Raw genomic sequence first — 14,630 nt, forward strand, 5'->3', positions numbered from 1 at the left:
AGGAGACTTATTCAAATTATTAAAATTGTTATTTTTTAGATCTGTGATTAGTAAAAACTATTGACTGGAGGTGTGTTCTGTCATCAATACTATGACTATGCCCGCCTTGTCTATTTGTTAGCCTGTCTTTCTAATAAGGTAGGGATGTTACTAAGAGTCTGTGTGAGATTTTTGTCGCATAATGGCATTGAGAATACGCTGTAACTCCTTATCCAATGCGCTTAGAGCATCGCTGTAGTGTCCCGTTTTAAGGGCGCTTTCCAAGTCGGCGGCACGGTGCATGAGTTCCGTCATGCCGATATTTCCAGCATTACCTTTAAGAGTATGAGCCAGACGTGGGGCTTCTTCTGGGTCATCTGAATTGATAGCTTGATTAAATTGATCGACGAAGTTCTGCTGTTTGTCTTGGAAGCGAAATAACAGGCGCCATAAGAAGGCTTCGTCATTTTGTGTAATGCTAAGCGCGACACTCAGGTCTATGCCCTCTAGTTCTTGGAGGTTGGGTTTTTCTTCTGAGCTTGGTGGTGCTTGCTTGTTGGTTTGCTCTTCGTTGAGTGTGGTAGGTTGCTGTTCGATAGCGTTGTTGGGCATAGACTGCTTCATTCCTGGTGTAATCCATTTTCTTAGGGTAAAGAACATTGTGTCGACTTGAATCGGCTTCGATATGTGGTCATTCATACCACATTCTAATACTTTCTCTTTATCGCCTGTGAGGGCGTTTGCTGTCATAGAAATAATGGGTAAGTCTTTGTATTCAGGCATTTTTCGAATCAATCTAGTGGCCGTATAGCCGTCCATAACAGGCATTTGACAATCCATTAAGATGCCGTCGTAGGTGTTGCTTTGGAGTTTATCTAATGCTTCTTGCCCATTACTTGCTGTGTCAACGGTTAGGCCATGTTGAGTCAGTAACTCTGTCGCAATTTCACTATTAAAAGCGTTATCTTCGACAAGCAGAATATGCGCTCCGATTAACGAAGAGCGATGATGGCTGGCGCGTATGGCTTGAGATGGAATGGGGTGTTGCTCTAAGTCCAACGCTTGCTGTAGAGCTTCAAACAAGGTAGATGGCGTAACGGGTTTGGTTAGATAACCACTGATGTTGACGTCTTGACTGGCGTTTCTGGCTTCTTCTTGTCCATAGGCGGTAACAATCAGGATTTTCGGGGATTGAGCGCTGGGCCCAGTGTAGTCTTGCAAGGCACGGCATACTTCAATGCCATCCATCTCTGGCATCTTCCAATCCATTAGGATGACTGTAAACGGAGCATTTTCTGGAGCCTCTTTGATCAAGGTGAGGGCTTCTTGTCCAGATTTTGCAATGGTTGTGCTGAGGCCAAAACTGTTTGCAAGGTTTTGCAATATATCTCGTGCCGTTTCGTTATCATCGACAATGAGTATTTTATGCTGGCTTGGTAAATGATAGTCAGAAGAGAGGGTTAGGCTAAGGTCAAAAGGCAAGGTAAAATGAAATTGGCTGCCCACATTAGGGGTACTTTCAACCCAAATATCCCCTTTCATAAACTGTACTAGTTGTTTGCAAATGGCTAACCCAAGGCCTGTTCCACCAAATCGTCGAGTGGTGGAGCTGTCTGCTTGTGAGAAGGATTGAAACAGTCGTTTGCACTGTTCTGGCGTCATACCGATCCCCGTGTCTTTGACGCTGAAGTGCAGAATGACTTGGTTTTTATTTTGCTTAAACAGCGCGATATCAATAATGATTTCCCCTTTTTCTGTGAACTTTATCGCGTTGTTACCCAAGTTTAATAAAATTTGTCGTAGCCGTGTTGGGTCCCCTACTAAGTTAGATGGTAATTCTGGCGGGATATTGAAGAGCAGCTCCAAGGCTTTTTCTTCTGCTTTTAGGGACAAAATATTAGCCACATCTTTGAAAACATTTTCTAGATTAAAGGGGGTTTCTTCGATCTCTAATTTACCGGCTTCTATTTTAGAAAAGTCGAGAATGTCATTAATAATCCCTAGAAGAGACTCTGCTGAGGTGCTAACTTTTTCGATATAGTTACGCTGTTTGTCATTTAATTCCGTGAGTAAGGCCAAGTGAGACATACCGATAATGGCATTCATTGGGGTACGTATTTCATGGCTCATATTGGCTAAAAAATCGCTTTTCGCCAGACTGGCTTTTTCTGCTATGTTTTTTGCTACTTCTAACTCTTTGGTTCGGTTCTGAACCTCGCTTTCTAGCTCTTCTTGATGGGCTTTAAGCATCCCTTCTGCTGCTTTTCGTTGGCTGATGTCGTGCCAACTACAGAGTACGGCAGGTGTATTGGACAGAACAATGGCTGCCATGATGACTTCCGCATCAATGCTATTGCCTTCTTTGTCTTGGAAGGTCCATTCGAAGCGGTGAAACCCTTCGTCTTGAACCATATTGATAAAGTGCTCAATTTTACTGTTTGATGACATTCCATCCTGTTGAAATTGTGGACTGAAGTCTTCTATCGGCATGTTTTTCAGATCGTCTATAGTTGTGTATTTGAGCTGGTTACAAGCGGCTTGGTTTGATTCAATCACTTTACGGCCACTGAGTATCCACACCGGATCTGGAGAGAGTTCAAACATGGATCGGAAGCGATGCTCACTTTCGGCGAGCGTGGCGAACTGTTTTGACATTCGTCTGGAAATTAAAATGGAAATAAGCAGTAGCAGTACAATGCTGAAGAGTGCCCCTTTAAACATGGTATCAGCGAGTGCTTTTAGGCGTTGTTGCACGGCGTGGTTGACGAGTTTCGACTGTGCTTGAACTTCAGATCCAATTTCATCTAAGTAGTGTGGCAAGCTATGAAACGCTTGGTTATATTGACGGGTCAGTACTTTGCGTTGGGCCTCTAACTGTAATGCTTTATAGCGTTTGAGGTATAGGCTGGTGCCATTGGAAATAATAATATTACGTTTTTTGATGACTTGGTAATTATCTCCAAACAGTGTTTTGAACACTTTCTCCTGTAGCTGAGATGTTTGTTGATAATAAACGGGGTAGGCCCCTTTAAGCCAAATATTGAGCTGAGATAGATGGTTTAGAGAGGGAAGAACTTGATTGTTTTTGATGTCATCTAAGGTATCTAGGTTCGAATCATTGACTAATTGGCTGATGGCCAATCTTAGCTCAGCAATTCTCGCTTGAGCCATATACAAACCACCGCGCAACGTTTTTTTATGGTGTTCGATATAGTCGATGGCGGCTTGTGCTTTTTCTGCCCCTGTCGTGTGGTTGTACTTGTATATATAGGTTGCTTCAGTTAAGCGACTTTGTCCGTATACTTGGCGCAATAGTAATTCTAAGTTATGTAGATAAGTATCTGTGCGTTTCTGTAAGTACAGCTGTTGATAGTCGTCTACGAAAGCGGTTTCTTTGATTTTCCATGTTTGTATATCAAAGGTGATGCCTTGAATTTTCTGTGCTACTTCATCAATTTTAGTCAATACGTTGACGAGTTTCGGGTTGTCTTTTGCGACGGTATTTAAAATATCCAACGCTCGGTTAATGCGATTTAATGTGGCGGAGTCGGGAGCTTGATAGGGGTGATCACTATCCAGCATTTTATTTAAAATGGTTTGTTGCTGTGGAAACAGTTCGCGTAACTCCGTTGTGGCGAAGAGCAGGTTCTCTTGTATGGTCGTGATTTTTCGTTGGCTTGACCTTAACTCTTTAACGCTATTTGATAAAACGATAGCGGCCAATAACGTCGTAACGAGCGCGACACTAGCAAGCAGCCAAACTAAAAAGTTAACGCCTCGTTTTCTAGAGAGAAAGTCACTTTTCATGATGAGGTCCTGTAGGTAATAGTTGACCCACATGCTCGAATTCAATGGGAATATATTGCCCATTTTTTAGATAAGTAAGCCAGATGCTGTGGCTCGCTTGGTGATGGGTAGCATCTAGTCGCAGTGGACTGCCTAGCCCCAAATCAAACTCCCCGAGCTTTTCTAGCGCATCAATGAGGTTGTATTGATCTATGTAGGGTTCTTTTTCCAAGGCCTTAATAAGAATACGAGTGCTGATATAGGACTCGAACATCAGAGCTGAGGCGGTAAATGTGTCTTGTTTGTTTTTGGGCAACGTGGCTAAAAATTTTTTTTTGTCTGCTAAAAACTCTTGAACAATCGGTAAATCAGTTTGCTCCAACGGCGGGACAACGCGAGTTATAAAGACTCGCGCATCAACATCTTTAAGTGAATTGGCAAAGGTGCTTGTGCCAACGAAAGAGACACCGATAAACACCGGATCTAAACCGTATTGTCGAACCAGACGGACAAATTTTGCAGCCGGTTTGCCACTGGCAACAAGAAAAATATATTTTGGCGTTGGTGTGACCAGCAGCAGATCTGCCACCGCATTTTCCACTACGGCGGCATCACGGTCGTAGCTGACTTTTAGATAGTGAGGGTTGGTATCATTAAAGTGTTGTAACAGTAAATTGTCAATCCAGTTGGCACCACCGGATCCGATGGTGTTGTCTTGAGAGAAAAGAACTAAATCTTGTTCTGAAAAAGGGGTGGCAGCCATTAGTGCATTAAAGATACGCGTGACTTCTTCTTCATAGCTACTACGGTAATTAATGAGATAACGAAAGCTCGGGTCTTCAGCGGGTGGCCTTAAAAAATTGGAGCCACTAATCGGCGCGTATAGCAGGATTTTTTCTTGTTGGGCGATCTTGGCACTCACGACAGCTGTGGGAGAGCCAACATTATTGATCATCCCAATGATATGATCCTTCTCGATCATCTTACGAATATTCTTTGCCGTTTTTTTGGGGTCATAGGTGTCGTCTTTATAGATGATTTTAAAGGGGATATGCTGCTGATTTTGATAGCGCTGAAGCCCTATGCTTATACCTATTTTAACTTCTTTACCCATGCTGCCATTGAGTCCTGTGAATGGCATGCTTGATCCCAGTTCAGGTGCTGCGAGAACCGGTGAGGTGGTGCAAAAGAGCGTACTCATTACCAGCCAAAAAGGGGCTTTTTTGCAGAGTAAGACAAAGATCATCAGTCCTCTAATGTTACTCATTTGTCTGGCCCTTTTTTGAGGTAATACTCTAACAGACCAATCAATTCTCCTTGTTCGTTGTAGAGTGGAACTTTGCTGATGATTCGAATGCCGGGTTGGGCTTTTGGAAACATAAACTTTTCTTCCATATCGATTTGTCTATAGCCTGTGTTTAACACAGAAGTATTATCAGCGTTATATAGCTTTTGCTGGGCAATTGGAATGAAACTTTCTCCTTTCGTGCCAGTGATTAGAGATTCATCTTCAAGACCTATGTCATTTAAATAAGCAGTATTGGCACCGCGTATGATTAAGTCTGAATCGCGCCAGGAAATACGGTAAGGCAAGGCATTCATTGCACTTTTTAGCATTTGGATGTCTTCTTTGTATTGCGCTAACTCGGTCGCTTCTTTGTCGCTGATGCGTTGCTTAAGCAGTTCGTAATCCGTGCGTATATTTTGGATAAGAATCTGGTTTTCTTGATTTTCTTTCATTGCCTGGTGGCCAATTTTCCACACCCGATACACCTGATAGACCAATTCATCGTATTCGTCTTTGGCGATGGTGTTATTGACTTGGTTTTTAAAGGACGAGTCGAGTGTAATACTGTCTTCTGTGACCTTGTTGAAGGTATGGGTGAGATGTCGAATGCGTTTGGTAGTAAGCAGGTGACATAAGATGACTAGACAAACAGTGATGGTCATACTGATGCCTAGATAGAAAGCAAAATAATGAAAGAACAGCGAGCTGTCTGTTTGAGCCGCTTGTCTTAAATCTGTATAGAGCGTTAACTCCCCCAATTTGGGCAAGTTTTTGGTGTCGTTGTAGAATAAAGTTTTAGAAACGGAAGAGTCTTCCATATCAAGCGGTTGGGAGCCAAAACGCAATTGACCGCCGTCTTCTGTTGTCAGCACCGCAATGGACACGCTATCAAAATGTGCTAGGGCTTTCATTTGTTTATTGGCAAGTTGGGTATCCATATTCCACAAGCTTTCTGTGATCATGGGCGAGAATAACTCGATGGCTTTATGGAGATTGGCAAGGGCGTTTTTCCGGTACTTGGCTTGCTCAAGCTTGTATTCCCCCAGCGCCATCACAACAGAAAACACCAGACAGATAATCACACTCCAACCAATCAGTCGAATGGTGATGAGTTTCCCCCATTTTGCTTTTGTATTTGTTTCTGATGTGGTTTTCATAGGCCTTCTGTATTGTCACGCCAGCAAAAGTAAACGGCTCGATATTTTACTGTTCACATATCTCTTTCTCTCAGTCTAGTAATCTCTGGGAGAAATGCATGACTATTTTGGTGACAATATGTCGTCAAACGTCAATAAAAGTGGGCAGACTGCCAACGTTCGCTTCTAGTCATATTAGACTGGAAGCGTGTTGTCACCTGTAGGTCGAATGGTTAGTGGTTGGTTGAAAATAACTGTTTGACTTGGTCGAGTTGCTGAAGGCGTTCGGTTGTCGCTTGAGGAATTGACGTGCTGACAAAGTTAATCATATCCCCAGGTTTACGTTGTGCTAATAAGTCGCCACCGGCGCGAGTAACACAGCCTATTTTGGGATAGCCGCCAATGGTTTGTCGGTCATTGAGCAGAACGATGGGTTGACCATCTTGTGGGATTTGAATGGCGCCGTAGGCAATGCCCTCTGAAGTGATCCCACGGATCTCTTTACCAATCGGAGCTCCTTCCATACGATAGCCCATGCGATCACAGTGGTTGGAGACGCGGTAGCGGCTTGAAAAGAAGGTCTCATGATCGGTAGTAGAAAAATCCGCTGATTGATAACTCAAAATAACGGGGATGTCTTGTTGACTGTAATCGGGAATATGGTGTCGCGGCACGCGCATTTGTCGATGTTCGTTGCTGCTTTCATAAGCAATGGAATCGCCTACTGCTAGCTTCGCTCCGTTACCATGAAGGCCGCCAAGGTGCTCACGTACTACCGTCGAGGTGCTGCCTAGGGTAGGTTGACAGAGAAAGCCGCCTTTTACCGACAAATAAGCACGCAGTCCCCAAACGGGTTGATGAAAGCTTAAAATATCCCCTTCTTTGATCGCGTAGGTTTGCCAAGGTAAAATGGATTGCCCGTTTAGGGTGGCACCAAGATCCGCTCCAGTGAGAGCGATACTGGTTGGCGCTTGGGCTTCTAGCGAGAATAAGCCAAAGGTGATTTCAATTTGCGCGGCGTTTTCATCATTATTGAGTAACGCGTTGCCCCAGCGAAATGCCATTTCGTCCATTGGGCCGCCTGTGGTTAACCCCGCCGCTTGGTAACCAAAACGGCCTAAGTCTTGAACCAATGCCAGCATGACGCTTTTTTTAATATTAAAAGCCATCTAACTTGCCTCCTTGCGTCAAAAACGCTTCTCGTGAAATCGCTTCGAATCGGACCGAATCTCCGGTAGCGATGAGGCCTAAATGTTCACTGTTCCAATCCACAAGCTCCATCGGGGTGCGACCAATGATTTGCCAGCCACCAGGGGTCACACTTGGGTAGACGGCCGTTTGGTTTTCTGCAATGGCAACACTGCCTTTGGGCACTTGGTGTCTTGGTGTGCGTTTGCGTGGAATATGAAGTTCATCAGGCGTGCTGCCTAAAAAGGAAAAACCAGGTGTAAAGCCAATGGTATAGGCTCGATAGAGGGTTGCACTGTGACGTTGAATCACCTCTTCTGGTGTCATCTGGCAATGCTTGGCAACCTCTTGGAGGTCGGGGCCCACTTCATTGCCGTAATACACAGGGATCACGACGGTCTTGCGTTGATCCAAGGGGATCGCCGCTTGCTCCGTTGATTCGTTAAGGATATTTTCGATTTCGTCTATCAGTTTGTGTGGTTGTTCTGCCTGTGTTTTGAGGGTTAGCAAAATCGTTGTATAAGATGGGATTAAATCCTGTATATCATGGAGGCGTTTTAACTGTCGTGTTGTCCAAAGGATTTGATCCGCCGTTTGTTCATTGATGTGGTTTCCAAAACGCAATAAATAGGCTTCTTCATTCACCTGTTCAATTGTGGGTTTAGGGGACGTCATGCATGGCTCGCTTAGGCTTTGTTTAGCTTGCTATTGTAGTCGCTTTGGTTAGAGCGGTTAAACTCGTCCACAATGGTACGTAACTTGGTGATGGCTTCCACTGCATGAACGCCATCACCATGAACGCAAATGGTGTCAGCATAAATAGCTAAGGTTTTTCCTGATCCTGAGGTCACCGTACCAGATTCACATAATTGTTTCACTTGTGCTTCGATCAACTCGAAACTGGCGTGCACTGCGTTTGGTTCTTTGCGAGGCGTGAGCCGTCCTTCATCGGTATAGAGTCGATCGGCAAAGGCTTCAAACCAAACGGTGAGACCATACCGTTTTGCCATGGCTTTGATCTGTGGCGCTTCTGGTACCGCACCGACCATTAAGGGTAAGGTGGCGTCGAGTTCACTGACGGCTTCCATAACGGTTTCCAATATGGTGTCGTCTGCCATCATTTGGTTGTACATGGCGCCGTGAGGCTTCACATAATCCACCTGAGTGTTTTGGCTTTCACAAATCGCCTTTAACGCACCTATTTGATACTGAATAAGTGCTTTTAATTCAGTAGGTAAAATGTCCATGTTACGGCGCCCAAAGCCCACCAAGTCAGGGTAGCCAGGGTGGGCACCGATAATAACGTTATGTTGTTTTGCCAAGGACACGGTTTTTGACATAGTAAGGGGGTCGGACGCATGGAAACCGCAGGCGACATTCGCCTGATCAACATGAGGCATGATCAGATCGTCCAAGCCCATTTTCCAGGCGCCAAAGGCTTCGCCCATATCGCAATTTAATTTCATGTTAAATACCTCTTATCCTTCTCAAGACATGATACCTGATATTAAATGATGGTGAGATCCATATCCAATAGATCGGTGACAAGCATTTTTCCCGGAGCGTTTGTGATGTAAATAGGTGGACTTGCGTTTTGTACGGCTATTTGTGGGGTGATACCAGAAGCCCAAAAGATGGGTACTTCGCCCTCTTTTATACTCACCGTGTTGCCGAAGTCAGGCAGGGCTAAATTGTCGATACCGATATCGCTTGGTGAGCCAAAGTGCAAAGGGGCACCGTGTGCTTTGGGAAATCGTGAGGTGATTTGAATGGCGTGAATGGCATCTTTTGGGCTATAAGGGCGCATCGTGACAATGGTATTGCCAAAAAAACGTCCCACTGGAACCGTTGCAATATTCGTTTCATACATGGGTACATCGACTTGCTCTTCTACGTTGCGTGGGGTGAGCCCCGCTTGAGATAGGGCATTTTCGAAGGAAAAAGAGCAGCCTAAAACAAAGGTGACAAAATTATCTTGCCAGTGGGTGGCTATGTCTGTGCAACTGTTTACTTTTTTACCATGCTGATAGATGCAATATTCAGGAATGTCGTAGCGCAGATCGATATCGCTTCCCAACTTGGGCAAACGAAAGTCACCTACTTCTGAGATACCAATTAATGGACATGAAGTTGGGTTTTTCTGACAATAGAGGAGAAACTCATCCGCCCAATCTGCAGGTAAAATAACCACTTTACCTTGCATTGCCCCTGTTGCTAATCCGCTGGTTGGGCCGTTGTACTGTGCACTTCGGATGGCTCTTCTTAGCCCATGGGTTTGTTTTAGTAAAAGTGGCGAGCTCTGTCTCATGGCGTAGAGTCCTTAACTGTGCCTTGATTGGCGTCCTTTTTAGATTAGAGCGTCCTTTGGTATAGGGCCTAATCTTTTTTGAGATGCGTTGAAATATTTTTATCTAGCAGTGATTTTCTGCTTCTTTACGACAATTTCCCAAGGTGGCGATCCAGGCAAAGGTTTCGAAACCTTTGCGGTTCAACGTATTTCTCTTAATGAGAAATGAAGAGGTTGTCTAGGTAATAGTTAACGCCTTGTTAGTAATATAGTGGAAAAGCGTATAAAGACTCATAATGAGCCGCAATATTTTTGTCAAAGGCGTCACTGAGTCGTTGGTAGCGTTCAAGGCTTAGGGTATGCTGTTTGCTTCTTAGAATAGGTAACAAAATGAATAGAGTACTTTCTTTCTTATTAAAGGGGCTGGTGGCGGTTTTACCCCTTGGCCTAACGGTTTATCTGATTTACTGGTTATTGGCAACGGGAGAATCCTTAGCCAAGCCTGTTGTCCTATGGCTGTTGCCCCATAGTATCTACTTCCCTGGTTTGGGATTAGCGTTCTCGCTTGGTATGCTGATTTTAGTGGGATTTCTGGTCAATCTTTACGGCATCCGCTATTTGGTCACATTGAGCCAGAATATTTTTGAGCGCATTCCTTTGGTGAAGTCTATTTATGGTGCGTTTAAAGACATGATGATGGTGTTCAATCTGTCGGAAAAAAAGGAAATGAAAAGTGTTGTGTCATTGGAATGGAATGGCGCACAAGTCATCGGTTTTGTCACAGGGGAAAAAACCGGAGAGCGTTTGTTTGGTGACCAAGACCTAGTGGGGGTGTATGTTCCCCTGAGTTATCAAATCGGTGGTATTACTTTATACATTTCAAGAGAGCGTTTAACCGAGCTGGATATTGGTGTAGAAGAAGCTATGCGTCTGGCTCTTACAGCGGGGATCCAGGCTGACGCTAATAAGGAAGAGAACAAAAACTGAGTACCACACTGCATGTTGCGATTAAAGCACTCTTGCAATGTGTGCCCTCCAAATGATTATTCCAGTTTCTTTTTAAAGCGCAAGGATGCCACGGTCAGATAACCAACAGCAAACTAATGACTGAGCTCGATCCATTCTGGAAGGATTGCCAATGTGTATTATATTTTGTGCATTTGGTTTACTGAAATTTGCTGAGAAACATTGGTACGAGAGTGGTTTTTCTTTATCATGCCCGTTTTTAATTGGGTCTCGAAAAGGGTAAGGGTGCTGCGCGTGCAAACACAAAAAACCGTTATGATCATTGGTGCTGGCCCTGCGGGCTTGATGGCGGCGGAATACATTTGTGCGCAGGGGCATCAGGTTCACGTTTATGATGCCAAGCCTAGTGCTTGCCGCAAGTTTTTGCTGGCGGGTGTGGGAGGCATGAACATTACTCATTCTGAAGCTTACCCTGAATTTATCCAGCGCTATTATGATAAAGCGGATTGGATGGATAAATCCTTGCGCCATTTTGATAGTGATGCACTGCGCGATTGGATTTATGGCTTAGGAATCGAGACCTTTATTGGCTCTTCTGGTCGGGTCTTTCCGACGGATATGAAGGCGGCCCCTTTATTGCGTCATTGGTTAAAGCGATTACGAGACGGCGGCATAAGATTTCATATGCGCCATAAAATGGTTCAGGTATCAGCACACACAGCGAGTTTTGATTGTTCTGGTGAAACGGTGACGGCGCACGCGGATGCCATTGTCTTAGCGTTAGGTGGGGCTAGTTGGCCTAAGCTTGGCTCAGACGGTGCTTGGTGGAACGTATTAGATCAAGCCGATATTGAGCTTGCTCCCTTACAAAGTGCCAACTGTGGCTTCCATAGCCATTGGAGTGAGCATCTGCGGAGTAAGTGGGCAGGTCAGCCATTAAAGGATGTGTCGTTTCAGGTTACGTTGGAGAACGGTAATATCGTCCGTCGTAAGGGCGAGTGTATTGTGACGCACGACGGTATGGAAGGCAGCCTTATTTATGCTTTTTCCAAATATCTACGGGATAGAATCAATCGAGATGGCAAGGCGTTATTAACAATAGATTTATTACCGTTACAAGATGACGTGCAGGTCATCACAAAACTCCAACATACCAAACCAAAGGAATCTTTCAGCAAGTACTTAAAACGTACCGTCGGCATTAGCGGTGTTAAAGCCGCTTTGCTTTATGACACCTTCACTAAAACACAGTTTCAAACACCTGATGCGCTGGCTCGTTGTTTGAAAAACATTCCCGTATGGTTTGATGAAGTGAAGCCGATTGACGAAGCTATTTCCAGTGCTGGTGGAGTATGCGAGCAGAGTGTGAACGATACCTTGATGTTGCTCAACATGCCGGGGGTGTTTTGTGCGGGCGAAATGTTGGATTGGGAAGCGCCGACAGGCGGTTATCTTCTAACGGGTTGTTTTGCTACCGGACGGTTAGCTGGGCAAGGGGTCTGTGATTGGCTAGCGGCTCAAGAATGATATGGTCGCCATCTTGTACTAACCATGAAAAAACGCCCAATGTTGCCATTGGGCGCTCTTCCGTCGCTCGTTCTATCTCTTTGCTTACTTGTTAGGTCACATCGCCGTTGCTTGCACATGTCACCCCATCATCTATAAGGGCATTGAGAAAAAACGTGTTCATTCGACATTGGCGCTTAGTAGCTTGTGTTACTAGAACTGGAAGAGTCACCTGATGTGACAGGCTTCACTGGTGCGCCAAAGGTGTACTGAACACCGACAGAAGTCACGTTATTAAGGTGACCTGCGTCCACGTCTTTAACAAGACGGAAATCCGCACGAACGGCCAAATCTTTATTTACAGCGTACTTCACACCGCCACCTGCGTTGACATCGACATTGTCGTAGTCAGAATGCTTACCATACTTAGTACTGCCAACGCCTGCTGCCACATAAGGTGTTAGATTCACACTTTGTAGTGTAGGCAAGTTGTAGATACCATCGAGACGGTATTGGTCAACATCTTGGTGAGTACCACCACCACTAGGTTTTTGGTTTGAATGTAAGAAAACCGCTTCTACACCAAATGGGTTATTAAATTGGTAACCTAAGCCAAGGGAGTAGGATGCGTTGTCTTTAAGGTGTAAATCCGTATCCGTATGCATATAGCCAACACTTGGTGTTACCGTGAAGCCTTCTTGTGGCTGAGCGTAAGCCAGTGTAGATAAAGAAGACGCAAGAATAATACTGCCAAAAATAGTACGTTTATTAAGTGCAATAGACATGTTTTCTCCTTATGAACAAAATGTTGTCCGGTCATGTCCACTACGATACTGGATTTTTTCTGGCTGAAAACCCCTGCCTAAATACGCAAAAAATGGGAAGTAAACTAAGCTTGTGCAATCATGACACTAGATTGACTGATTCGGTAGAAAAATAGTTGATTTGATTAAGAAAAAACGAATTTTTTTAGGCCGATTCGGTCAGTAAAGATGAAAACTATTACATTTTTTTTTCACTTAAAATTCGCCCTAAAATATTGTGATTGGACTAAGACGATTAAGGATGTTCTGTGTGGAAAGTTTGGTACTAGTATGTACGTTATAAACGCTTCTCTTTAAATAAAAAAAGGCCCAATAGATAGCTATTGGGCCGAAGGAATGCAATTTAACCGTCACAATCCATAGGATAGATTGTGTTGAACATAAAAGCTTATTGCGCTGAGTCAACTACGACAGCAATAACACGACGGTTTTGTTCGCGATGTGCTGGCGTGTCATTTGGTACTACAGGCTGAGCTTCACCATAACCAACAGTCGAAATTCGGCTTTGTGGAATATTAAAGGTGCTGGATAATACTTGTCCTACTGCAAGAGCACGTTTTTCAGATAGCTTCACATTGTAAGCTTTGGTACCAGTGTTATCTGTGTAACCTTTGATAGTGACACTTGTATCTGGATTAGCTTGCATATAAGTCGCTATTTTCTGTAATTTTGGGTACACGCTTTGTGGTACTGCCACAGAGTTTGTCGCAAACTTAACTTCCACTTGATCTGGCTTCGCCGCAAGCGCTGAGGATGCCTTAGCTTTATCTGTGGTATCGGCCGCCGCTGCTGTTTGATCCGTATTTGCTGTCGAATCATCTACTGTGCTTTGTTTAACTGGTTGGTTATCCATTGCCGCAGACTGGTCAGAATTGGCGGTTGCAGCCACATTCGGTTGTGATTGTGCGGGTTGTGTATCCGAAGACGATTGCTCCATTGCAGCAGTCGTCGTCGTTGGCTCAGAGTATGCCGAATCGCTATCTGATGAATCGCTCATAGTAGACGCATGAGATGGGCCACCAAAGGTATACTGAACACCTAGAGAAGTAACATTATCCAGTTTGTTGCTATTGGTATCTTCAACAAGACGGAAGTCACCACGCAAGGCTACGTTTTGTGCTAGCGCATACTTGACACCACCACCCACGTTAACTTGAGTATGAGTTGTATCGATTCCTTTATCATATTTTACTGCACCAATACCGGCGGCAAGGTAAGGAGTGAGTTTTGTCGTACTAAATTGCTCAATATTATAGATACCGTCCAAGCGATATTGGTTCACATCGACCTTATTACCATTTTTTTTGCTATTAGCATTGAGGTAATTGAACTCAACTCCCCAAGGATTATTAAACTGATAACCTAGTCCTAATGAGTAAGCGGTATTATCATCAATGTGTGTATCGTTATCAAAGTGATAATGGCCGATGCTAGGTGTAACTGTAAAGCCTTGTTGTGGTTGCGCGGCAAAAGCCATGGTAGATAAAGATGATGCTGCAATGATGCCACTAAAAAGAGTTCGTTTACTAAATAATATAGACATAATGTATCTCCTGATTAACCCTTATTGATTAGAGAGTATTAGAGTTTGTTTTTCTTTCGATTTTTTCTTTCAAACCGTTTGTGTGTGTTGTCGATCTGTTATCTACATTAGGCTTGTTTTGAGTGGC

11 protein-coding genes are annotated in these 14,630 nt (G+C 44.2%); 2 read left to right on the plus strand and 9 right to left on the minus strand.

Translation table 11 applies throughout. From position 1 onward, the window contains the following. Positions 1-150: 150 nt before the first annotated feature. From MSP8886_RS01705 to MSP8886_RS01735, 7 genes are all read right to left on the minus strand, one after another. Positions 151-3,786 (minus strand): response regulator, encoded by a 3,636-nt coding sequence (locus tag MSP8886_RS01705; RefSeq protein ID WP_067012065.1) that lies wholly within the window; start codon positions 3,784-3,786, stop codon positions 151-153. Further along, the gene (locus tag MSP8886_RS01710; RefSeq protein ID WP_067012067.1) at positions 3,776-5,032 is read right to left on the minus strand and encodes an ABC transporter substrate-binding protein; all 1,257 of its coding nucleotides are present in this window, start codon (positions 5,030-5,032) and stop codon (positions 3,776-3,778) included. Before MSP8886_RS01710 ends, MSP8886_RS01705 begins: the two co-directional genes overlap by 11 nt. Next, positions 5,029-6,210, minus strand: coding sequence for a PAS domain-containing protein (locus MSP8886_RS01715; protein ID WP_067012069.1), 1,182 nt, complete (start codon positions 6,208-6,210; stop codon positions 5,029-5,031). Before MSP8886_RS01715 ends, MSP8886_RS01710 begins: the two co-directional genes overlap by 4 nt. A gap of 212 nt (positions 6,211-6,422) precedes the next feature. Beyond that, entirely contained in the window at positions 6,423-7,358 is a 936-nt protein-coding gene (locus MSP8886_RS01720) for a 5-oxoprolinase subunit C family protein (RefSeq protein ID WP_067012071.1), read from the minus strand. Beyond that, a complete protein-coding gene (gene pxpB, locus MSP8886_RS01725) occupies positions 7,348-8,052 on the minus strand; it encodes a 5-oxoprolinase subunit PxpB (protein ID WP_067012073.1) in 705 nt (234 codons plus the stop codon). Before pxpB ends, MSP8886_RS01720 begins: the two co-directional genes overlap by 11 nt. Positions 8,053-8,063: 11 nt before the next feature. After that, positions 8,064-8,843, minus strand: a complete 780-nt coding sequence (locus MSP8886_RS01730) for a 5-oxoprolinase subunit PxpA (protein ID WP_067012075.1) — start codon at positions 8,841-8,843, stop codon at positions 8,064-8,066. Positions 8,844-8,884: 41 nt separating this feature from the next. Then, the gene (locus MSP8886_RS01735) at positions 8,885-9,685 is read right to left on the minus strand and encodes a putative hydro-lyase (RefSeq protein WP_067012077.1); all 801 of its coding nucleotides are present in this window, start codon (positions 9,683-9,685) and stop codon (positions 8,885-8,887) included. A gap of 369 nt (positions 9,686-10,054) precedes the next feature. Here MSP8886_RS01735 and MSP8886_RS01740 point away from each other — a divergent pair, with 369 nt between their 5' ends. Both MSP8886_RS01740 and MSP8886_RS01745 read left to right on the plus strand, forming a co-directional pair. Next, positions 10,055-10,651: a DUF502 domain-containing protein gene (locus tag MSP8886_RS01740; protein WP_067012079.1), complete on the plus strand. Its 597-nt coding sequence runs from the start codon at positions 10,055-10,057 to the stop codon at positions 10,649-10,651. 273 nt (positions 10,652-10,924) lie between these two features. After that, positions 10,925-12,157: a TIGR03862 family flavoprotein gene (locus MSP8886_RS01745; protein ID WP_245659001.1), complete on the plus strand. Its 1,233-nt coding sequence runs from the start codon at positions 10,925-10,927 to the stop codon at positions 12,155-12,157. Between the two features lie 176 nt (positions 12,158-12,333). On the opposite strand, the gene MSP8886_RS01750 is transcribed toward MSP8886_RS01745, so the two are convergent. Both MSP8886_RS01750 and MSP8886_RS01755 read right to left on the minus strand, forming a co-directional pair. Beyond that, a complete protein-coding gene (locus MSP8886_RS01750) occupies positions 12,334-12,921 on the minus strand; it encodes a porin family protein (RefSeq protein WP_067012081.1) in 588 nt (195 codons plus the stop codon). 427 nt (positions 12,922-13,348) lie between these two features. Next, positions 13,349-14,503 (minus strand): OmpA family protein, encoded by a 1,155-nt coding sequence (locus tag MSP8886_RS01755; RefSeq protein ID WP_067012083.1) that lies wholly within the window; start codon positions 14,501-14,503, stop codon positions 13,349-13,351. Between the last annotated feature and the right edge of the window lie 127 nt (positions 14,504-14,630).

Source organism: Marinomonas spartinae (assembly GCF_900089775.1).
Classification (GTDB): domain Bacteria; phylum Pseudomonadota; class Gammaproteobacteria; order Pseudomonadales; family Marinomonadaceae; genus Marinomonas; species Marinomonas spartinae.

Bases quoted from the DNA above. Each gene is read 5' to 3' on its own strand.
- MSP8886_RS01705 (WP_067012065.1), bottom strand. From the start codon at position 3,786: ATGAAAAGTGACTTTCTCTCTAGAAAACGAGGCGTTAACTTTTTAGTT.
- MSP8886_RS01710 (WP_067012067.1), bottom strand. From the start codon at position 5,032: ATGAGTAACATTAGAGGACTGATGATCTTTGTCTTACTCTGCAAAAAA.
- MSP8886_RS01715 (WP_067012069.1), bottom strand. From the start codon at position 6,210: ATGAAAACCACATCAGAAACAAATACAAAAGCAAAATGGGGGAAACTC.
- MSP8886_RS01720 (WP_067012071.1), bottom strand. From the start codon at position 7,358: ATGGCTTTTAATATTAAAAAAAGCGTCATGCTGGCATTGGTTCAAGAC.
- pxpB (WP_067012073.1), bottom strand. From the start codon at position 8,052: ATGACGTCCCCTAAACCCACAATTGAACAGGTGAATGAAGAAGCCTAT.
- MSP8886_RS01730 (WP_067012075.1), bottom strand. From the start codon at position 8,843: ATGAAATTAAATTGCGATATGGGCGAAGCCTTTGGCGCCTGGAAAATG.
- MSP8886_RS01735 (WP_067012077.1), bottom strand. From the start codon at position 9,685: ATGAGACAGAGCTCGCCACTTTTACTAAAACAAACCCATGGGCTAAGA.
- MSP8886_RS01740 (WP_067012079.1), top strand. From the start codon at position 10,055: ATGAATAGAGTACTTTCTTTCTTATTAAAGGGGCTGGTGGCGGTTTTA.
- MSP8886_RS01750 (WP_067012081.1), bottom strand. From the start codon at position 12,921: ATGTCTATTGCACTTAATAAACGTACTATTTTTGGCAGTATTATTCTT.
- MSP8886_RS01755 (WP_067012083.1), bottom strand. From the start codon at position 14,503: ATGTCTATATTATTTAGTAAACGAACTCTTTTTAGTGGCATCATTGCA.